The sequence below is a fragment of the Rhodococcus sp. IEGM 1341 genome, assembly GCF_030056895.1.
GTDB lineage: Bacteria > Actinomycetota > Actinomycetes > Mycobacteriales > Mycobacteriaceae > Rhodococcoides.
On the sequence record NZ_JASHKV010000003.1, the window covers coordinates 357,151 to 377,264 of the forward strand.

Sequence of the window (20,114 nt, forward strand, 5' to 3'; positions counted from 1 at the left end):
CGTCAGTGCGGTTTGCGGCTGCTGAAGATCGCGGTGCCCGGAAAGAGCTGGCCGCGCAGTGGGCTCCACTGTCCCCACTCGCGGTCGAGCCATTCCGGCCAGTCCGGTTCGACGATGTCGCGCACCTCGAGACCTGCGGCGACCAGTTCGCGCACGCGGTCACCGATCGTGCGGTGATGCTCCACGTAGTTGGGAGTCCCGTCGGCGTCGTATTCGACGTACGGGGTTCGATCGAAGTACGGAATCGTCGCGGTCAGACCGCCGACCCCGGGATCGTCCGGAAACACCCAGCGCATCGGATGGTTGACGGCGAACACCCAGATCCCGCCCGGCCGGAGTACCCGCGCGACTTCCTTCATCACATTGGCCGAGTCCGCGACGAACGGCACCGCACCGAAGGCCGAGCAGACGATGTCGAATCGTTCGTCGGCAAACGGCAAGGACTCGGCACTGGCCTGCACCAGCGGAACCGTCGACCCGCCCGCGGTCATTGCATCGACGCCGCGCTGCAACATGCCCATCGAGATGTCGAGACCGATCGCGCGCGCACCCTGGGTTCCGAGCCAGCGGGCGCACGGTGCACTGCCGCAGCCCACTTCGAGGACGTCCTTCCCCGCGACGTCGCCCAGCAGATGCACGTCGCCCTCGTGCAGCCCCTCCGGGCACCAGACGAACTCCCCGGATTCGGTCGACACTCCGAGAAACGCGCCGTGCGTACGGTGGTAGCTCTCGGCGTCGGAATCCCACCAGAGACGACTCGCGCGGTCACTCGCGACCGAATCGATTCGGCCGCGGCCGGGAGTGGACGACGGTGTGGAAAGATCGGTCACACGCCGACTCTATCCGGGTTTGTGCTGGTACTGCGGCATCGCGTACCCTGTTCAACGCGAGTGTGTTCATGCTGCGCCCAGGTCAGGTTCCCTCGACCTCGGCGCACACGGATCCGGCAACGGATTCGCCGAAGATGCTCGTGTTGCACACGTTTCACCAAGTCCGACCGAACATCCATCAACCGATACCCAACCCGTCCGGAGCAACTCAACACATGCCCTCAACCACAACCTCACCGCAGGTAGCCGTCAACGATATCGGCTCCGCAGAGGATTTTCTCGCCGCCATCGACGCCACGATCAAGTACTTCAACGATGGTGACATCGTCGAGGGCACCATCGTCAAGGTCGATCGTGACGAGGTTCTACTCGACATCGGTTACAAGACCGAAGGCGTCATTCCTTCCCGCGAGCTCTCCATCAAGCACGACGTCGACCCCAACGAGGTCGTCTCCGTGGGAGATGAGATCGAAGCACTCGTCCTCACCAAGGAGGACAAGGAAGGCCGTCTGATCCTGTCCAAGAAGCGAGCTCAGTACGAGCGCGCTTGGGGCACGATCGAGGAGCTCAAGGAGAAGGACGAGGCCGTCAAGGGCACCGTCATCGAGGTCGTCAAGGGTGGACTCATCCTGGACATCGGTCTTCGTGGCTTCCTTCCCGCCTCGCTCGTCGAGATGCGTCGCGTCCGCGACCTCCAGCCGTACGTCGGCAAGGAGATCGAGGCCAAGATCATCGAGCTCGACAAGAACCGCAACAACGTGGTCCTGTCGCGCCGTGCATGGCTCGAGCAGACCCAGTCCGAGGTCCGCAGCGAGTTCCTGCACCAGCTCCAGAAGGGCCAGGTCCGCAAGGGCGTCGTGTCCTCCATCGTCAACTTCGGTGCCTTCGTGGACCTGGGTGGCGTCGACGGACTCGTGCACGTCTCCGAGCTGTCCTGGAAGCACATCGATCACCCGTCCGAGGTTGTCGAGGTCGGCACCGAGGTCACCGTCGAGGTTCTCGACGTCGACCTGGACCGCGAGCGTGTTTCGCTGTCGCTCAAGGCAACTCAGGAAGATCCGTGGCGCCAGTTCGCTCGCACCCACGCGATCGGCCAGATCGTGCCCGGCAAGGTCACCAAGCTCGTTCCCTTCGGTGCATTCGTGCGCGTCGAAGAGGGCATCGAGGGCCTCGTGCACATCTCCGAGCTGGCCGAGCGCCACGTGGAGGTTCCGGACCAGGTCGTGGGTGTCGGCGACGACGCACTCGTCAAGGTCATCGACATCGATCTCGAGCGTCGCCGGATTTCGTTGAGCCTCAAGCAGGCCAACGAGGACTACGCAGAAGAGTTCGATCCGTCCAAGTACGGCATGGCCGACTCGTACGACGAGGGTGGCAACTACATCTTCCCCGAGGGCTTCGACTCCGAGACCAACGAATGGCTCGAAGGTTACGAGAAGCAGCGTGAAGAGTGGGAAGGTCGCTACGCCGAGGCGGAGCGTCGCCACAAGATGCACACCGCTCAGATGGAGAAGACGGCCAAGGACGAAGCTGCCGAAGCCGCCAACACCAACTACTCCTCCGAGTCGGGTCAGGCCCCCGCCGATGCAGAAGGCGACGCTCCCGCAGCGTCGGCTCCGGCCTCGACCGGTGGTTCGCTGGCCAGCGATGCGCAGCTCGCTGCACTTCGCGAGAAGCTGTCGGGCAACGCCTGATAAAAGTGGTCCACCCGTGAGGGTGTGACACCGAGCCCCGGTTCTCCACGTGAAAACCGGGGCTTTCTCGTTTCGAATCAGGGGAGCAGAGAAGCTGCGGACACGACAATGGACCCGGTTCCGATGAACCGGGCCCATGTGTGAGGGGGAGTGCGAACTACGCGGCGGTGGCTGGACTCCACTGGCCGACGCTCTCCGTGCGCTTGCGCATGCTGGCGAAGCTGTGGCGGGCGGGGGTCAGGAGGTTGGTGAACCAGTTACGCCGATGGTCGGCCAACGCCGAGGCTACTTCCGGGATGAGAATGCAATGAACGCCTGCATCCATGCCAAGGCGGTGCCGACCCGGTTGGATCTGATTGCTTCGCATGGGTGTCCTTTTCAATAGCTGTGGGTCGGCACATCGAGGTCGCGCTCGTCGAAGATAACCGACCCACCTCCGAAAACGGTGCATTTGAGGCTGGTGTGATTCGGCGTGTTCGAGTGTCAGACTGGGTGCATGCTGAGACTGGGACTGACCGGTGGAATAGGTGCCGGAAAATCGACCGTTGCCAAGGTGCTGACCGAACTCGGGGGAGTGCTCGTCGACTCCGACGTGCTTGCCCGTGAAGTCGTGGAGCCGGGAACACCTGGGCTGCAACGACTGACGGACACCTTCGGAGCCGACATTCTCGCACCCGACGGCTCGCTCGACCGTCCGGCATTGGCGGCCAAGGCATTCGGCGACGAGGAATCCCGCAAGAAGCTCAACGCCATCGTTCATCCGTTGGTCGGCGAGCGCACCGCCGCGATCATCGACGGTGCAGCGCCGGATGCCGTAGTGGTGCAGGATATTCCGCTCCTCGTCGAGGGATCGATGGGCCCGTTCTTTCACCTGGTGGTCATCGTGTGGGTCGACGCCGAGGAACGGGTTCGTCGTCTGACGGGACAGCGAGGCATGCCCGAGGCCGACGCTCGCGCGCGGATCGCAGCACAGGCAACCGATGATGCGCGCCGCGCCGCAGCAGACGTGTGGATCGACAACACCGGTGCGCCGGGCAGCGTCGACGACGTCGTCCGAGCCCTGTGGAGCGAACGTCTGATTCCCTTCGAGCGCAACATCAGGGAGGGGATCATCGCGCGCGTTCATCCGGAACAGGTGACAGCCGACCCCACGTGGGAATCGCAGGCCCGACGCATCATCTCGCGCCTGGCCCTTGCCTGCGCGGACAAAGCGGTCCGAATCGACCACATCGGCTCCACCGCGGTGCCCGGTCTCGACGCGAAGGATGTCATCGACATCCAGATCACCGTGCAGGGGCTCGACGACGCCGATGCTGTCGCCGAGCAGCTGCGCGTGGCAGGGTTCCCTCGGCGAGAGGCCAGCAACTTCGACTATCCAAAGCCCGCATACGGAATCGGCGGAGAAGCCGATCCTGCCGTGTGGGCCAAGCGTTTTCACGGCAGCGCGGACCCCGGCCGGCCGGCGAACGTACATATCCGGGTCGACGGCTGGCCGAATCAGACGTTCGCCCTGCTGTTCCGGGACTGGCTGCGAGCGGACGACAACATCACCACCGAGTACGCAGGAATCAAGCGACGCGCCTCCGAGGCCGCTGCCGGAATCACCGACTTCGAATCGGCCATCGAGGCCTACGAGAACGCGAAAGCCCCATGGTTCGACGTGGCATACCGTCGGGCATGGCAGTGGGCGGAGCAGACCGACTGGACCGCGTGAATCGGGGCCGACCGAGTCAGGACGGCTTGCCGTTCCACTCGGTCGGCATTCCGAGGGATGCGAGCCACGCGTTCAGGTCGTAGTCGTGCCGCGTCAGTCCTTCGATGGCCGTGATCGATCTGGCCAGCGCGAGTTCGGCCGTGGGGGTGTCGAGATGGTGCGCCACCCGAGCGTCGAACAACTCGTCGACGTCGAGCAGGTCGTAATCGCGGCCGGTACGCACGCTGAGGTCGAGATAGTGGTCGACGGATGTCCATCGGGTGGTGCCGGCGGTGTACTCGCCGATGTCGACGTAGTAGTCCTGATCGCGGGCGTGCGCGGGCAGATAGTGGAACACCGAGGCCCGTAGCCCCAGAGCGGGCAGCAACCAGGACTCCAGGTAGTCGAAGTGGGCGTGATCGGACGGGCGGGCCATGTACAGCCCCCACGGCTCGACGCGGTATTCGTCGACGACCCGGACGAACCCCTTGGGATCCACGTTCGTCTTGGCGACGAGGTCGAACGTCTCGTGCTTGGGGGCATGAACGACGGTGTGCGCACCGGCTGACGTGTGAGCGACCATGCCTGTAGAAGCTACCGGGAACCGACGTCCGGGGTCTGCCCGACGGAACTTGTCGGTGGTCGCGTCTACGCTTGTGAAATGGCGTTTGCATCCGAACATCCCGTTGTCGCGCACTCCGAGCACCGTCCGGTGGGCGCAATCGAGCGCACCGGACCGGCGTTCGAGGTCGTCAGCGAACACACGCCGGCAGGCGATCAGCCGACCGCCATCGCCGAGCTGGAACGGCGGATCAAGGCGGACGAGAAGGACATCGTGTTGCTCGGTGCCACCGGTACCGGTAAGTCGGCCACCACTGCCTGGCTGATCGAGAAGCTGCAGCGCCCCACTCTGGTGATGGCACCGAACAAGACCTTGGCGGCGCAGTTGGCGAACGAGCTGCGAGACATGTTGCCCAACAACGCAGTCGAATACTTCGTCTCGTACTACGACTACTACCAGCCCGAGGCGTACATCGCGCAGACCGACACCTACATCGAGAAGGACTCGTCGATCAACGACGATGTCGAGCGTCTGCGGCACTCGGCGACGGCATCTCTGCTCTCGCGCCGCGACGTGGTCGTGGTGGCGTCGGTGTCGTGCATCTACGGTCTCGGTACTCCGCAGTCGTACGTCGATCGGTCGATCGAGCTGGAGGTCAACGTCGAAGTGCAGCGTGACGCGCTGCTCCGGTTGCTCGTGGACGTGCAGTACACCCGCAACGACATGGCCTTCACCCGCGGATCGTTCCGAGTTCGCGGTGACACGGTCGAGATCATTCCGTCCTACGAGGAACTGGCGATTCGCATCGAGTTCTTCGGCGACGAGATCGAAGCGCTGTACTACCTCCATCCGCTGACCGGCGACATCGTTCGGCAGGTCGATTCGGTGCGCATCTTCCCGGCCACGCACTACGTTGCCGGGCCGGAGCGGATGGAACGAGCCGTCAAGGACATCGAAGCCGAACTCGAAGGTCGGCTCGCGGAGCTGGAGGGCAAGGGAAAGCTGCTCGAGGCTCAGCGGCTGCGGATGCGGACGCAATACGACCTGGAGATGATCAAGCAGGTCGGATTCTGCTCGGGTATCGAGAACTACTCGCGGCACATCGACGGACGCGGTGCAGGTACCGCGCCTGCAACGTTGATCGATTACTTTCCCGAGGACTTTCTGCTCGTCATCGACGAGTCTCACGTGACGGTTCCGCAGATCGGGGCGATGTACGAGGGCGATATGTCCCGCAAGCGCAACCTCGTCGACTTCGGTTTCCGCCTGCCGTCCGCGACCGACAATCGGCCGTTGACGTGGGAGGAGTTCACTCAGCGGATCGGTCAGACGGTCTACCTCTCGGCAACTCCGGGCAAGTACGAGCTGGGCCAGACCGGGGGAGAGTTCGTCGAGCAGGTGATCCGTCCGACCGGACTCGTCGATCCCAAGGTCGTCATCAAACCGACAAAGGGCCAGATCGACGACCTGGTCCATCAGATCCGAGAACGCGCGGAGAAGGACGAGCGTGTGCTGGTGACCACGCTGACCAAGAAGATGTCGGAGGATCTGACCGACTACCTGCTCGAATTGGGCATTCGTGTCCGCTACCTGCACTCCGACATCGATACGCTGCGCCGCGTCGAACTGCTCCGGCAGCTCCGACTCGGCGAGTACGACGTGCTGGTGGGCATCAACCTGCTCCGTGAGGGTCTCGACCTGCCCGAGGTCTCGCTGGTGGCGATTCTCGACGCCGACAAGGAAGGCTTCCTCCGCAGCGGCACCAGCCTCATCCAGACCATCGGCCGTGCCGCCCGAAACGTCTCCGGCGAGGTCCACATGTACGCCGACAAGATGACCGATTCCATGACCTACGCGATCGAGGAAACCGAGCGTCGGCGTGAGAAGCAGATCGCGTACAACAAGGAACGAGGCGTCGACCCTCAGCCGCTGCGTAAGAAGATCGCCGACATCCTCGACCAGGTGTACCAGGAAGCCGAGGACACCGAGTCGGTCGTCGAAGTCGGGGGATCTGGGCGCAACGCCAGCCGGGGTCGGCGAGCGCAGGGCGAGGCGGGCCGGTCGGTCAGCACCGGGGTGTACGAGGGCCAGGACGTCTCGTCGATGCCGCGCGCCGAACTGGCCGATCTGATCAAGAACATGACCGATCAGATGATGAACGCGGCGCGCGAGCTCAAGTTCGAGCTCGCCGGCCGACTGCGCGACGAGATCCAGGATCTGAAGAAAGAACTGCGCGGGATGGATGCAGCAGGCCTCAAATAGGTTCGGTTACGGTTCAACGATGGACGCAACCACCGCCGGCCGCACCTCTCGCGCGCTCGAGCTCATTCACTCGATGACCTATTTCCTTCCGGAGACGCAGGACGCTCTCGTCGCCGCAGGGTTGCCGCCGCGGGCCTGCTATTTCGCTGGCCGGGCAGCGCCTCTGGGGCGGGTCGGTGCAGGTGTCGTCACCGCCACGTTCTACAACTTCAATCGTGAACTGATCGCGCCGCTGATTCCGGCCGCCTGGGACATCGCGTCACCCGACGAGATCATGGCAATCCGGTACGACACGCTCGATGCCGCCTTCGCCCGACTGCTCGGGCCCGAGGTCCTGACGTCCGCGGACATGGCCGAGGCCGCAGACCTGGCATCGATCGCAGCCCGTGGCATTCCCGGTGACGACGGCCGACCCCTGTACTCCGCGTATGCCGAGCTCGACTGGCCGACAGCTCCGCATCTCGTGCTGTGGCACGCCCTGACTCTGATTCGCGAATACCGCGGCGACGGTCACCTCGCGGCGCTGCAGACGGCGGGACTGAGCGGTCTCGAAGCACTCATCACCCATACCGCCACCGGCTACGGCTTCGAGAAGGAGTTCGCCCGCAAGCGTCGCGGATGGTCGACCGAGCAGTGGGACGGGGCCGTTGCGTCTCTGGCCGACCGTGAGCTGCTCTCGTCCGACGGCGCGCTGACTCAGGACGGAAAGGATCTCCGGACGTTGGTCGAGGACATCACCAACGACCTCGCCGCCGCGCCGTGGGCTGCGCTCGGCGAGGACGGTGCGGCGCGGCTGGTCTCGCTCGGGACGCCGTGGCGCGAGTCGATCGTCGGTGCGGGCGTCATTCCGGATGGTGTGTTCGGGCCCGCGATCAAGAAGAAGTAGCCCGCCTCAGCTGGTGATGTCCTTGGTGCCGAAACGTCGCCACGCGATCAACCCGAACAGTGCCGCGTACGTGACGGCCGAGAACGAGCCGACCACCATGTCGTTCCAGTCGATGCTCGTGCCGAATGCATCGATCCACGAATTGGCGTAGTGCCCGGGCAGGTAGTTGCGGAGTGATCCCAGTGCCGTGATCTGGTCGAGAATCTGCATCAGAATCGATGTCATCACCGCGCCGCCGACGGCCCCGAGAGGGGCGTCGGTGAGCACGGACAGCAGCATCGCCAGGCCCGCGACCCACAACAGGTTGATGCCGATGTACGCGACCGCGATCAGTAGCCGAACCAGTGAGGTGCCGTAGGGCAGCCCCTCGCCCAGCGGGGTGATCAGCGACTCCGCGCCATACATCACGGTGCCGATCAGCAGGGACACCCCGACGAGCACCAGAATCGCAGCACTGGACAGCGTCGCCGACACCAATGCCTTCTGCGTCAGCAGTCGACTCCGGGGCACAGGAATGGCCAGCAGGTACCGCAGACTCGACCACGAGGCTTCGCTTGCCACCGAGTCGCCGAAGAACAGGGCCACCACCACGATCAGCAGAAATCCCACGGACATGAACAGAGCGAAGACCGTGAAGTTCATGCCTCCGCGAGTGCCGAGTTCGATCAGCCCACCGGCGTCCGAGTCCGCATCCGAGCTGCCGACTGTGAACGCAATGGCCAGAATTACCGGCAGCAGCGCCAGGAAGCCGATCGCCAGCTGAGTGCGTCGACGTCCTAGTTGCCTGCGTAACTCGGTACGGAACGGCAAGGTGCTGCCGCCGGTGTATCCGGCAGCGCGCCCGTCTGCGTGTGTGGTGCTCATGAACGATCCTTGCTGGTGGCGGACCCTGGGGTGTCTCGGTGAACGAGATCGAGGAACACGTCTTCGAGGCGCGTCGATTGCGAGAATCCGCGCACCGAGATCCCCGCGGTGACGAGCTCTCGGATCACGACGGCGGCATCCGCGTCGGTCAGGTCGACGGTCACCGTGCCGTCGTCGACGATCACTGCGCCGTCGTGGCCGGAGGTACCGAGCACCGTCTGTGCGCGGGTGGCGTCGTCGACCCTGATCTCCGTTTGTCCGCCTGCCGCGGTCAGTTCGCGCACAGTGCCGGAACTGATCACCGATCCGCGATTCATGACGACCACGTGGGTGCAGGTCTGCTCCACTTCGGCGAGGAGATGGCTCGACACCAACACGGTTCGTCCGGTCTTCGCGTAGTTGATCAGCACGTCGCGCATCGTCCTGATCTGCGGTGGGTCGAGTCCGTTGGTCGGCTCGTCCAGGACCATCAGGTCCGGCAACCCCAGCATGGCCTGGGCGATGGCGAGCCGTTGCCGCATGCCCTGGCTGTACGACTTGACCTTGCGTTCGATCGCGGTGCCGAGGTCTGCGATCTCGAGGGCTTCCTCGAGATGGGCGTCCTCGATCGGGCGACCGGTCGCTTCCCAGTACAGCCGCAGATTCTGTGTTCCGGTCAGGTGCGGCAGGAAGCCCGATCCCTCGACGAAGGAGCCCAACCTGGACAGCACCGGTGCTCCTGGCGTCACCTTGTGACCGAAGACCCTGATGTCACCACCGGTGGGAGTGATCAGGCCCATCAACATGCGCAGGGTCGTGGTCTTGCCTGCACCGTTCGGCCCGAGCAGACCCAGAACCTGGCCCTGCTTCACCTCGAAGCTGACGCCGTCGACTGCCCGAAAACCGTTGGAGTACGTCTTGGCCAGATCGGTGATCACCAGAGGGGTGTCGATCAGACTCTCGTCCACTTCGGCGACCGCGCGGCGTCTGGTCTGCACGACTCCGGCCACGATCGCACCGGCGACCGCGAGCAGGACGACCCCGATGCCGATCAGTGGTGCCACCGGAACAGTGCTGTTGGCGCTCGCTTCCGCGGGGACGGTGGGCAACGCAATGGTGTTGTCGGTCATGGCCACGCTGAACTGTGCGGGTTCGAGCGGCACGGCATACGCCTGATCGGTGGTGGAGATGCTCAGTTCGAGGCGATGACCCTGCTGGACGAGGTAGCTGATGCCAGGCAGGGCAACGGTGACGTCGACGGGATCGATGCCCTCGGTGTCGGGCAGGCGGATCGCCGAGACGGCCCCGCCCGGAAGCGTTCTCGTGCCGTTCGGTGCGACGTCGTAGAGCTTCGCGAACAGGACCGCTTGACCCGGCGAGGCCAGCGACGCCACGCGCAGATTCACCCGCGGCACACCGGTGACCGTCACGGACGAATCGACGGGTTCGCTGGTGAACGTTGCCGACTGGCCCGGCAGGTCCGCGGTCAGGGCTGCTCCGGCCCCGGTCGATCCCAGGGTCGAGAGCACCGAGCCCAAACCGGGTATCGACGAGATCGCCGACGGCGACGCCCCGGGCGGACGGATGATCGACTGGTTCTCCGCAGCGGGAGTGAACGTCACCGATCGAGTCTCGGTGGGGTCGGAGTCGGAGATGAGCCCCGGGTAGTCAGGAGCCGTCATTCGGCGGTTGCGGTCGCCGCCGCGTTCGTCGGCTGCCCGCTGAGTGGAGTAGACGAACGGCTGGCTGTCTGTAGCAGCATCGCTCTCACGCAAGGTCGTGTCGAAGAAGTCGGCGATGGCCTGATCGCTCGTGCCGTCCGTCCCACCTGCGTCGTGACCGCCGTCGAACCATCGCACGGTGACGTTCCCACCGGCCGCCGCGATCTGACGAGCCGTCGCGTCGGCCTGATCCAGACCGAACAGCGTGTCCTGGCTGCCCTGAACCAGCAGGGTCGGCGCGGTGATGTTCGACGCCACCGCGACCGGCGAGTGGGCCGTGAGCAGATCGAGGAGCTGTTGGCTGGGGATTCCGGTCACTGCGGACTGGGCGTAGGCGTCGCAGAACTCGGGTGCGAACCGTCCGCAGGCGGATGTCTCCTCGGCGGTGCCGGCTTCGTTGCCGTCGGTGCCGTTGCCGTCACCGTCTCCGGCCGGTGCTGCACTGGAGGCGCCCACTCCGAAGAACACTCCCGCCCAGCCGCGCTTGAGGACGCCGGGTCCGCCGTATTCGGCAGCTGCGGGGGTGGCGGTGTCGCCGAGGGCTTCTCGGCCCTCGGCGGAGGTGACGCCGTAGTTGGGGAACAGCGCCTGACCCAGGTCGTTCCAGGTGATCGCTGCGGCTATCGAATCGATCCGGGGGTCGGTGCCGCCTGCGCTCAGAGCCAGTGCGCCGCCGTACGATCCGCCGGCGACACCGACGTGCGGGTCACCGGGGGCGTCGAGTTCCACCTCCGGTTGTTCGGCGAGCCAGTCGATGAGTCCGCGTGCGTCGGCGACCTCGCGGTCGGGGTCGTTGAGCGAGATCGAACCCGTGCTGTCGCCGAATCCGCGTGCACTGTAGGCGAGCACGGTGTACCCGCGGGCTGCGAGGTCACGTGCCTCGCCGTCGACCGAGTCCTTGCTGCCGCCGAAGCCGTGGGCGAGCAGCACCGTCGGTGCGGGGGTGACGGCGGGGACGTACAGACGAGCGTCGATGTCGACGGTGCCCGTCGATCCGGGGCTGTCCGGTAGCGTGATGCGCGCATCACGCGTGGATGTGTCGGCGCTCGAATCCTGGGGGAGGAGTACGAATGCGAGGGCGGCTACAGCCAGAACCGCAATCACGGCGGCACCGACAGTCATGGCCCGTCTCGACAGTGGCGGGCGGGGAATCGGCATGGAAACCAATGTATGTGAGTGGCGCGGATCGTGTTGTTCCCCAAGTTCACGTGCCGATCGGCCAGTTCCGGCTAATGTCAGCGAATCAGTCCCCGGACCACGTTTTTCGGTCCTGTGACTTGCACCAATCGAGTTCGAGCAGAAGTGTCACATCTGTGTGTGTGACCGACAAATGGAGGAATGAATGAGCGCCTACCGCACCGTCGTCGTCGGGACCGATGGCTCCGAATCGTCACTGCGGGCAGTGGAGAAGGCCGCGGCGTTGGCGGGAGACGCCGCTGCCACCCTGGTGATCGCTTGTGCGTACTACCCGGCCGATCCGAAGGACACGTCCGCTGCCGCCGACGCATTGCGCGAGGACGCCTACCAGATCACCGGATCGGCACCGACGCGTGAGATTCTGCGCACGGCGCGCGAGCACGCCACCAAGGCCGGTGCGAAGAACATCGAGGAGAAGGCGATCGTCGGTGCTCCCGTCGAGTCGCTGCTGGCACTCGTGGACGAGGTCAAGGGTGACCTGCTCGTCGTCGGCAACCGCGGCCTGAACTCGTTGACGGGCCGTCTGTTGGGTTCGGTTCCGTCGGACGCCGCTCGCAAGTCCACCTGCGACGTTCTGATCGTGCACACCGTCCGCTGATTGCACGCCGCACACACCACCGGCCCGCTCCGTCGAATCGACGGAGCGGGCCGGTGGTGTGTGCGGTTCTCTAGGCTTCCGGCTCGAACGGCTGCAGCGCCGAGAGTTCACCCGGTAGTGCGTCCGCGTGCACGACGCCGAGTCGCTGAGTCGCTCGGGTCAGCGCCACGTACAGATCGTTCATGCCCTTGACCGAATCCGCCACGATGGCACCGGGTTCGACGATCAGCACCGAGTCGAATTCCAGTCCCTTGGCGTCCTTGACCGTCGATACGGTGACCAGTTCCGATGCCAGATGGCGGAATCGGTCGACGTGGCCTGCGGGAACCAGCACGGCACTCAGGCCTGGGCGAGGGTGCTCGGCCACTCGCTTCTCGACCGCGGTGATCAGATCGTCCGGTGCCACCCGTTGGGCCCACGGTCGTGTCCCGGTGCTGCGGATGGACCGCGGCTCGGACTGCTCGGGATCGATGGCAGCCAACACGTCGTGTGCCACCGCCATGATCTCGGACGGTGTTCGGTAGTTCACCGTCAGCTCGGTTCGCTTCCAGCGCTTGGCCACATACGGTTCGAGAACCGAACCCCACGACGAGGTACCGGCGGGATCACCGGTCTGCGCCGTATCGCCCACCAGTGTCATCCACCGATTCGGTATGCGCCGCATGACCATTCGCCACGCCATCGCAGAGAGTTCCTGCGCTTCGTCGACGATCACGTGCCCGTAGGTCCACGTTCGGTCACCGGCGGCCCGTTCGGCCGTCGTGAGTCGTTGGCCCGAATTCTGCCGTCGCGCAAGCTGATCGGCATCGATGAGGTCGTAGGCCATCAGGATCTCCGGATCGAGTTCGTCCTCGAGGTCCTGAGGTGCCGAACCGGTCAGGATGTCCAGGGCACCCTGGGCGTCGGCGATCTGGCCGCGCCACTGACGTTGTGCCTGTTCACGTTCGGCCGCGTCGTCGACGCCGAGTAGCTCGGCGAGTTCGTCGAGCAGGGGAGCGTCGGCCGAGGAGAACCCGTGGCCTCGGCGGACGAGGGCCTCACGCTCCATCTCGTCCAGTGCAGGCGCGGCCGAGGCGATTTTCTCGGGCGAGGCGAACAGGTCGCGAAGAACCTGCTGGGGAGACAGATCCGGCCACAGTTCGTCGACGGCTGCCATGACGTCCTGGTCCTCGCGCATCTCGTCGCGCATGTCCGCGATGTCGTCGGCGCTGAGCAGGCTGGACCCGTCGACGAGGTTCTGCCCGAGTTTCGCTGCCAATTGGTTGGCCAACTGGTCGATGACCGAGGACACGAACAGCGGACGAGCCAGGTTGTGCGGTCGCCGGGACGAGCGGGCACGACCGCGAGCCCTGGTGACGATCTTGCGATCGAGCGTGATGTCGTAGGTGTCGAACTTCAGCCGACGGGGCTGCGTGGGAACTTCCTGACGGTCGCGAACCGCTTGCGTCAGCACCTCCACCATCGACAGCCTGCCTTTGACCTCGGTCGCGAGGGCCGAGTCCTCGCGTTGCGCGCGGACTCCCGGGTAGAGGTCGCCGATCGTGGACAGCAGCACTCCCGTCTCGCCGAGTGACGGCAGTACCTGACCGATGTAATCGAGGAACGTGGCGTTGGGTCCGATGATCAGCACGCCGCTCTTACCGAGCTGTTGACGGTAGGTGTAGAGCAGATAGGCGGCGCGGTGCAGCGCGACGGCAGTCTTGCCGGTGCCCGGTCCGCCCTGAACCACCAACACACTGCGATGCTGCGATCGGATGATCGCGTCCTGCTCGCTCTGGATCGTCTCGACGATGTCGTTCATCTGACCGGTACGTGCGGCATCGAGCGCCGAGAGCAGCGCGCCTTCGCTCGCGACGCCGCCTGCCACGGCGGCATCGTTCGACGATCGGGCGGAGTTCAGGTCGAGGAATTCGTCGGCGATCGACGTCACTCGCCGGCCGCGGGTACGAATGTGTCTGCGCCGCAACACGTTTTCGGGTGCGGCGGGCGTCGCCAGGTAGAACGGCCGGGCCATCGGTGCTCGCCAGTCGAGCAGCAGTGTCTCGTAATCGTTCTTGTCGTCGAGAATCCCGACGCGGCCGATGTATCGCTCGGGCCGGTCGTCGACCTTGGGGTCGAGGGTCTCGGGATCGAGGTCGATGCGCCCGAAGCACAATCCGTTCTCGGCGGCGTCGTACTTGGCGATGTCCTCGGTGTACATCTGGTTGAACGATTCCCGTTCGCTGCGGGCCTGCGGGGTGCCGCCGGTCTCCAACAGCACTGCACGCAGTCGGTTCGCGGCATACTCGCGTAACGCGTCGAGCTGCGTGTACAGCCGCGTCAGATGCGCCTGCTCGAAGTCTTCTTCGAGCGGCACCACGGAGTCGCTCGATGTGTGGCCGTCGTCCGGCAAAGGGTCTCCTCGGGAGTTCGGCCGAGGCGAAGATATCGCCTCGAAATCAGCCAGAGCAGTCTACGCCGCACAACGGCCCTGCCGCAGAACCGCTGGTTCCGGGGCAGGGCCGTCTACGCGAACGTCGCTGTGTGGCTGTCTGCGAAAAATTACTTCGCGTACTGCTGCAGCTTCTTGTCCAAGTTCTTCTGAGCCTTGGCAACTCGCTTCTCGAGCTTGGCGCGAGCCTGCTCGGTCACCTTCTCGAGTTCCTTGCTCTGCTTCTCGGCGCGCTTGCGAGCGCGCTTGCTCAGCGTGTCGACGCGATCGGATGCCAGATCGGCCCACGTGACTCCGCGCTTCTGCGCCTCGTCGGCGAGGACGGAACCCTTCTCGGCAGCCAGATCGGCGAGCTTGGACGCACGCTTCTGCGCGACATCGGCCAATTCGCCGCGACGATCTGCAGCGACGTCGACGAGCTTGGAGCCGCGCTTCTGTGCGAGCTCCGCGAGGTCGGTCCCGCGATGGGCTGCCTTGTCGGCGAGCTTGGAGCCGCGCTTCTGTGCTTCTTCGGCCAGGTCGCTGCCGCGGTCGGCGGCCAGTTCGGCCAGCTTGGATCCACGCTTCTGTGCTTCCTCGGCGAGCACCGAACCCTTGTCGGCGGCCACGTGAGCCCAGCGGTTCAGCGCCGGCTGAGCTACGTCGGCCAGCTCCGAGCCCTTCTCGGTAGCGATATCGGCGAGCTTGGCCAACTTGGGCTGGGCGGCGTCGGCGAACTTGGCCAGCTTCGGCTGTGCAGCCTCGGCCAGATCGGCGCTGCGGCTCGCGGCGACGGCTGCGATTTCCTTGACGCGCTCACCGGTCTCGTGGGTGGAGTGACCCGGCAGGGCCGAGACGACGGTCTCCTGCGCGCGGCGTGCTGCCCGCTTGCTACGCCATGCGACGGACGGCTTGCCCTCGGTGTCGACGGCTGCGATGAGCAGTCCGCCGAGCAGGCTCAGGTTCTTGAAGAAGTGGATTCGCTGCGCAGCCTTGGTCTCCGGGTCGGTCTCGTTCCAGAAGGCGTGTCCGGCGAGCGTCGTCGGTACGAGACTTCCGGCGAGAGCCAGCGAGGCGATGCGCGGTGCCTTGCCGGTGGCCAGCAGAATGCCGCCCGCGACCTGGATTCCACCGTTGATACGGACCAGCGTCTCCGGGTCGTTCGGCACGTTCGCGGTGACCTCGTTGGGGAGGACGTCCTTGCCCTGCTCGATCAACGGGGTGGCGGCCTGGGCCTTGCCGGTGGGATTACGGAGTGCGTCGACGCCCCCTGCGATGAAAATCGTAGACATCAGCGGACGGGCGATACGGCGGACCAGCATTGACAGCCTCCTGCGTAGTTTCTCGTGTCATCGGCGGTGGAACCATGGACGGCACGGCGGTCCGAAAACCTACCGCTGTGCGTCCTTTTGTCACACTATTCATACCCCGTGGTTCGCGGTCTCAAGCACGCCGATCGTCACCAACCCCTGGCGCGCCATTCGTCCAGGTGAGGGCGCTCGGTACCGAGCGTCGTGTCCTTTCCGTGGCCCGGGTAGACAACGGTCTCGTCGTCGAAGCGGTCGAACAGTTTCGCTGTCACGTCGTCGAGCAGACGGGTGAAATCCTCGGGGCTGCCCGTCTTGCCGACGCCACCGGGAAAGAGGGAATCTCCGGTGAAGAGGTGGGTGCGCTTTCCGTCGGAATCGGTCAGTGCGAGTGCGATGGAGCCGGGAGTGTGTCCGGTCAGGTGCACCACATCGAACGTGAGCTGTCCCACCGACACGGTGTCCCGATCGGCGAGCAGGCGGTCGGGAGCCACCGGTAAGGGGCCTGCATCGAGTTCGTGCGCTGCGGTCGGCGAGTCAGTACCGCCGGCGATGTCTGCCAGCGCCTGCCAGTGGTCGGCGTGCTGGTGAGTTGTCACGATGAGTGAGAGTGTCGGCGCGTTCCGGTCGATGAGCAACGAGATCCGGTCGGCCTCGTTGGCGGCGTCGATCAGCACCGAGTGACCTGTTGCGGAACAGACGACAAGGTAGGTGTTGTTGTCCATGGGGCCGACCGACATCTTCGTGATCGTCGCTCCGGGAATCGTTCGCCGCTGCGGCTGCGATCCCTGAGAGACGACGCCGGTGTAGTTGTCATCGATGACCATGAGGTGCTCGTCCATTTCCAGGACGCTACCGTCGTCGACGGCATGATGGGCGTCGGGGTCGCGCAGCTGGAAAAGTGTGTCGGTGCCTGGATCTACCATTGCTACTGCGTGAGGTTCGTCCCTCACCACAACAGGTTTTCGACGTGGGGTCCACGGTTACACGACGTGTGACCGGTGCGTCGGCATCACACGTCATCACGCGACTCGAAGGTCGTGCAGTGCTGCGCCCCGCAGCAACTCGGCTGGACGTGCTCGTTCGGAAAGAAGGGAACACAGTGGCGGATCGCCTGATAGTGCGAGGTGCACGGGAGCACAACCTGCGGGGAGTCGACATCGACCTGCCGCGGGATGCGCTGATCGTGTTCACGGGTCTGTCCGGATCGGGCAAATCCTCACTCGCCTTCGACACGATCTTCGCCGAAGGACAGCGTCGTTACGTGGAGTCGCTGTCCGCATACGCGCGGCAGTTCCTCGGCCAGATGGACAAGCCGGACGTCGATTTCATCGAGGGCCTCTCGCCTGCGGTCTCCATCGATCAGAAATCGACCAACCGCAACCCGCGATCGACCGTGGGCACCATCACCGAGGTCTACGACTACCTCCGGCTGTTGTACGCGCGTGCAGGAACGGCTCACTGCCCGGTGTGCGGCGAGCAGATCGCCAAGCAGACTCCGCAGCAGATCGTCGATCAGGTGCTGGACATGGAGGAGGGCCTGAAGTTCCAGGTTCTCGCCCCGGTGGTTCGTACCCGCAAGGGTGAGTTCGTCGACCTGTTCGACTCGTTGAACACTCAGGGCTACTCGCGTGTTCGCGTCGACGGCGTCGTACATCAGCTCACGAGTCCGCCGGTGCTCAAGAAGCAGGAGAAGCACGACATCGAGGTCGTCGTCGACCGCCTCACCGTCAAGTCGAGCTCGAAGCAGCGTCTGACCGACTCGGTGGAAACCGCCCTTCGGCTGGCCGACGGCATCGTGGTGCTCGACTTCGTCGACCGTGACGAGAATGCGTCGGACCGTGAGCGCCGGTTCTCCGAGAAGCTCGCCTGCCCCAACGGACACCCGTTGTCCATCGACGATCTCGAACCGCGGTCGTTCTCCTTCAACTCGCCGTACGGTGCGTGCCCGGATTGCGTCGGACTCGGCGTGCGCAAGGAGGTCGATCCGGAGCTGGTCGTTCCCGACGGCGATCTCAGCCTCGCCGACGGTGCCATCGCACCGTGGTCGATGGGCCAGACGTCGGAGTACTTCGGCCGCCTGCTCTCCGGGCTCGCCGACGCCATGGGATTCGACCTGAACGCGCCGTGGAACAAGTTGCCCGCCAAGGTCAAGCGCGCAGTCCTCGAGGGCAGCGATCACCAGGTGCACGTGAAGTACAAGAACCGCTACGGTCGCACGCGCTCGTACTACGCCGAGTTCGAGGGTGTGATGCCGTTCCTGCACCGCCGGTTGGAGCAGACCGAGTCCGAGCAGATGAAGGAACGCTACGACGGCTACATGCGCGACGTGCCGTGTCCCACCTGCAACGGGGCGCGGCTGCGGCCGGAGATCCTGTCGGTGACGATCGCGGCGGGCGACTTCGGCCCTAAGTCGATTGCCGAGGTGTGCGAATTGTCGATCGCCGACACCGCGAATTTCCTCAACAGCCTCACTCTCGGTCGCCGCGAGGAAGCAATCGCCGGGCAGGTCCTCAAGGAGGTACAGGCTCGCCTCGGCTTCCTGCTGGACGTCGGTCTGGAATACCTGTCACTGGCCAGGACCGCCGGCTCGCTGTCCGGCGGCGAGGCCCAGCGCATCCGACTCGCCACCCAGATCGGATCGGGACTCGTCGGTGTTCTGTACGTTCTCGACGAGCCGTCGATCGGACTGCATCAGCGCGACAACCGTAGGCTCATCGACACGTTGACGCGGTTGCGCGACCTCGGAAACACCCTCATCGTCGTCGAGCACGACGAGGACACCATCCGTACCTCCGACTGGATCGTCGACATCGGTCCGTTGGCGGGTGAGCACGGCGGACGCGTCGTGCACAGCGGTTCGTACGAGGACCTGCTGACCAACGAGGAATCGCTGACCGGTGCATACCTGTCCGGACGGATGGAGATTCCGCTGCCCGACACCCGTCGTGTCGTGGACAAGAAGCGTCAGGTCACCGTGGTCGGTGCCCGCGAGCACAATCTCCGTGGCATCGACGTCAGCTTCCCGCTCGGTGTGCTGACCTCGGTCACCGGGGTGTCGGGTTCGGGCAAGTCCACACTCGTCAACGACATTCTCGCGACGGTGATGGCCAACAAGCTCAACGGTGCCCGCCAGGTTCCCGGTCGGCACACGCGCATCAACGGCCTCGATCAGCTCGACAAGCTGGTGCGGGTGGATCAGTCGCCGATCGGACGCACGCCGCGCTCGAACGCGGCCACGTACACCGGTGTGTTCGACAAGATCCGCACGCTGTTCGCGGCGACCACCGAGGCCAAGGTGCGCGGCTATCAGCCCGGTCGATTCTCGTTCAACGTCAAGGGCGGCCGGTGCGAGGCGTGCTCGGGAGACGGCACACTCAAGATCGAGATGAACTTCCTGCCGGACGTCTACGTTCCGTGCGAGGTCTGTGAGGGAGCGCGATACAACCGCGAGACACTCGAAGTCCATTACAAGGGCAAGACCATCGCCGAGGTCCTGGACATGCCGATCGAGGAGGCTGCCGACTTCTTCGAGGCCATCACCTCGATCCACCGCTACCTCAAGACACTCGTCGAGGTCGGTCTCGGGTACGTCCGACTCGGCCAACCGGCAACGACGTTGTCCGGCGGCGAGGCGCAACGCGTCAAGCTGGCAGCGGAACTGCAGAAGCGGTCCACCGGCCGCACGGTCTACATTCTCGACGAACCGACCACCGGCTTGCACTTCGAGGACATTCGCAAGCTGCTCGGCGTCGTGAACGGCTTGGTGGACAAGGGCAACACGGTGATCGTGATCGAGCACAATCTCGACGTCATCAAGGTCTCGGACTGGGTCATCGACATGGGCCCCGAAGGTGGCTCGGGCGGCGGAACGGTTGTGGCGCAGGGTGATCCGGAGGCAGTGGCGGCGGTCTCGGAAAGCTACACCGGCAAGTTCCTGCAGGAGGCGCTCACCCGGGAGTCGGTCGTCGCCCCGCCGGTGAAGGCGGCTGCGAAGAAGCGTAGGCCTCGCAAGGTTGCCGCCGTCCGATAAGCGCTGCCGTCGGCTGAAGCCGTCCGATTCGGACCCCGCGAACGACGAAGCCGCATCCGGTAGTCACCGGATGCGGCT

General features: G+C 64.9%; 14 protein-coding genes. 6 read left to right on the plus strand and 8 right to left on the minus strand.

The features are described from left to right. Window positions 1–2 precede the first annotated feature (2 nt). Window positions 3–830 (minus strand): class I SAM-dependent methyltransferase, encoded by an 828-nt coding sequence (locus QM615_RS11130; RefSeq protein WP_269593959.1) that lies wholly within the window; start codon window positions 828–830, stop codon window positions 3–5. A 215-nt stretch (window positions 831–1,045) separates the two neighbouring features. Between QM615_RS11130 and rpsA the strand changes: the two genes are divergently transcribed. Then, a complete protein-coding gene (gene rpsA, locus QM615_RS11135) occupies window positions 1,046–2,524 on the plus strand; it encodes a 30S ribosomal protein S1 (RefSeq protein WP_027497255.1) in 1,479 nt (492 codons plus the stop codon). Window positions 2,525–2,681: 157 nt separating this feature from the next. Here rpsA and QM615_RS11140 read toward each other — a convergent pair whose 3' ends face one another. Beyond that, on the minus strand, window positions 2,682–2,891 hold the full coding sequence (locus tag QM615_RS11140) for a hypothetical protein (RefSeq protein ID WP_068050934.1): 210 nt from the start codon (window positions 2,889–2,891) through the stop codon (window positions 2,682–2,684). 129 nt (window positions 2,892–3,020) lie between these two features. Between QM615_RS11140 and coaE the strand changes: the two genes are divergently transcribed. After that, the gene (gene coaE / locus QM615_RS11145; RefSeq protein ID WP_269593960.1) at window positions 3,021–4,238 is read left to right on the plus strand and encodes a dephospho-CoA kinase; all 1,218 of its coding nucleotides are present in this window, start codon (window positions 3,021–3,023) and stop codon (window positions 4,236–4,238) included. Window positions 4,239–4,254: 16 nt separating this feature from the next. Here coaE and QM615_RS11150 read toward each other — a convergent pair whose 3' ends face one another. Continuing rightward, window positions 4,255–4,800: a ribonuclease FAU-1 family protein gene (locus tag QM615_RS11150; RefSeq protein ID WP_269593961.1), complete on the minus strand. Its 546-nt coding sequence runs from the start codon at window positions 4,798–4,800 to the stop codon at window positions 4,255–4,257. A gap of 78 nt (window positions 4,801–4,878) precedes the next feature. On the opposite strand from QM615_RS11150, the gene uvrB reads away from it, so the two are divergent. Both uvrB and QM615_RS11160 read left to right on the plus strand, forming a co-directional pair. Then, window positions 4,879–7,041, plus strand: a complete 2,163-nt coding sequence (gene uvrB / locus QM615_RS11155) for an excinuclease ABC subunit UvrB (protein ID WP_269593962.1) — start codon at window positions 4,879–4,881, stop codon at window positions 7,039–7,041. A gap of 19 nt (window positions 7,042–7,060) precedes the next feature. Further along, window positions 7,061–7,927 carry an SCO6745 family protein gene (locus QM615_RS11160; RefSeq protein WP_283347323.1) on the plus strand — a complete coding sequence of 289 codons (867 nt, stop codon included), beginning with the start codon at window positions 7,061–7,063 and terminating at the stop codon, window positions 7,925–7,927. 6 nt (window positions 7,928–7,933) lie between these two features. Here the strand turns inward: QM615_RS11160 and QM615_RS11165 are convergent, their stop codons facing one another. Together QM615_RS11165 and QM615_RS11170 are read right to left on the minus strand one after the other, a co-directional pair. After that, window positions 7,934–8,791, minus strand: coding sequence for an ABC transporter permease (locus QM615_RS11165; protein WP_269593963.1), 858 nt, complete (start codon window positions 8,789–8,791; stop codon window positions 7,934–7,936). Next, complete coding sequence (locus QM615_RS11170) at window positions 8,788–11,649, minus strand: alpha/beta fold hydrolase (protein WP_269593964.1); 2,862 nt, start codon at window positions 11,647–11,649, stop codon at window positions 8,788–8,790. The genes QM615_RS11165 and QM615_RS11170 overlap by 4 nt, the downstream gene beginning before the upstream one ends. A gap of 184 nt (window positions 11,650–11,833) precedes the next feature. Between QM615_RS11170 and QM615_RS11175 the strand changes: the two genes are divergently transcribed. Then, on the plus strand, window positions 11,834–12,286 hold the full coding sequence (locus tag QM615_RS11175; protein WP_068050983.1) for a universal stress protein: 453 nt from the start codon (window positions 11,834–11,836) through the stop codon (window positions 12,284–12,286). 70 nt (window positions 12,287–12,356) lie between these two features. Here the strand turns inward: QM615_RS11175 and QM615_RS11180 are convergent, their stop codons facing one another. The 3 genes from QM615_RS11180 to QM615_RS11190 form a co-directional block, all read right to left on the minus strand. Beyond that, on the minus strand, window positions 12,357–14,678 hold the full coding sequence (locus QM615_RS11180; protein ID WP_269593965.1) for a HelD family protein: 2,322 nt from the start codon (window positions 14,676–14,678) through the stop codon (window positions 12,357–12,359). A gap of 149 nt (window positions 14,679–14,827) precedes the next feature. Next, window positions 14,828–16,018 (minus strand): DoxX family protein, encoded by a 1,191-nt coding sequence (locus QM615_RS11185; protein ID WP_269593966.1) that lies wholly within the window; start codon window positions 16,016–16,018, stop codon window positions 14,828–14,830. Window positions 16,019–16,155: 137 nt separating this feature from the next. Beyond that, the gene (locus QM615_RS11190) at window positions 16,156–16,845 is read right to left on the minus strand and encodes an MBL fold metallo-hydrolase (protein WP_269594003.1); all 690 of its coding nucleotides are present in this window, start codon (window positions 16,843–16,845) and stop codon (window positions 16,156–16,158) included. Between the two features lie 260 nt (window positions 16,846–17,105). On the opposite strand from QM615_RS11190, the gene uvrA reads away from it, so the two are divergent. Continuing rightward, complete coding sequence (uvrA, locus tag QM615_RS11195) at window positions 17,106–20,036, plus strand: excinuclease ABC subunit UvrA (RefSeq protein ID WP_094640381.1); 2,931 nt, start codon at window positions 17,106–17,108, stop codon at window positions 20,034–20,036. Window positions 20,037–20,114: the final 78 nt, after the last annotated feature.

Coding starts and splice junctions, on each gene's coding strand:
- rpsA (WP_027497255.1), top strand. CDS start 1,046: ATGCCCTCAACCACAACCTCACCGCAGGTAGCCGTCAACGATATCGGC.
- QM615_RS11140 (WP_068050934.1), bottom strand. CDS start 2,891: ATGCGAAGCAATCAGATCCAACCGGGTCGGCACCGCCTTGGCATGGAT.
- coaE (WP_269593960.1), top strand. CDS start 3,021: ATGCTGAGACTGGGACTGACCGGTGGAATAGGTGCCGGAAAATCGACC.
- QM615_RS11150 (WP_269593961.1), bottom strand. CDS start 4,800: ATGGTCGCTCACACGTCAGCCGGTGCGCACACCGTCGTTCATGCCCCC.
- uvrB (WP_269593962.1), top strand. CDS start 4,879: ATGGCGTTTGCATCCGAACATCCCGTTGTCGCGCACTCCGAGCACCGT.
- QM615_RS11160 (WP_283347323.1), top strand. CDS start 7,061: ATGGACGCAACCACCGCCGGCCGCACCTCTCGCGCGCTCGAGCTCATT.
- QM615_RS11165 (WP_269593963.1), bottom strand. CDS start 8,791: ATGAGCACCACACACGCAGACGGGCGCGCTGCCGGATACACCGGCGGC.
- QM615_RS11170 (WP_269593964.1), bottom strand. CDS start 11,649: ATGCCGATTCCCCGCCCGCCACTGTCGAGACGGGCCATGACTGTCGGT.
- QM615_RS11175 (WP_068050983.1), top strand. CDS start 11,834: ATGAGCGCCTACCGCACCGTCGTCGTCGGGACCGATGGCTCCGAATCG.
- QM615_RS11185 (WP_269593966.1), bottom strand. CDS start 16,018: ATGCTGGTCCGCCGTATCGCCCGTCCGCTGATGTCTACGATTTTCATC.
- QM615_RS11190 (WP_269594003.1), bottom strand. CDS start 16,845: ATGGACGAGCACCTCATGGTCATCGATGACAACTACACCGGCGTCGTC.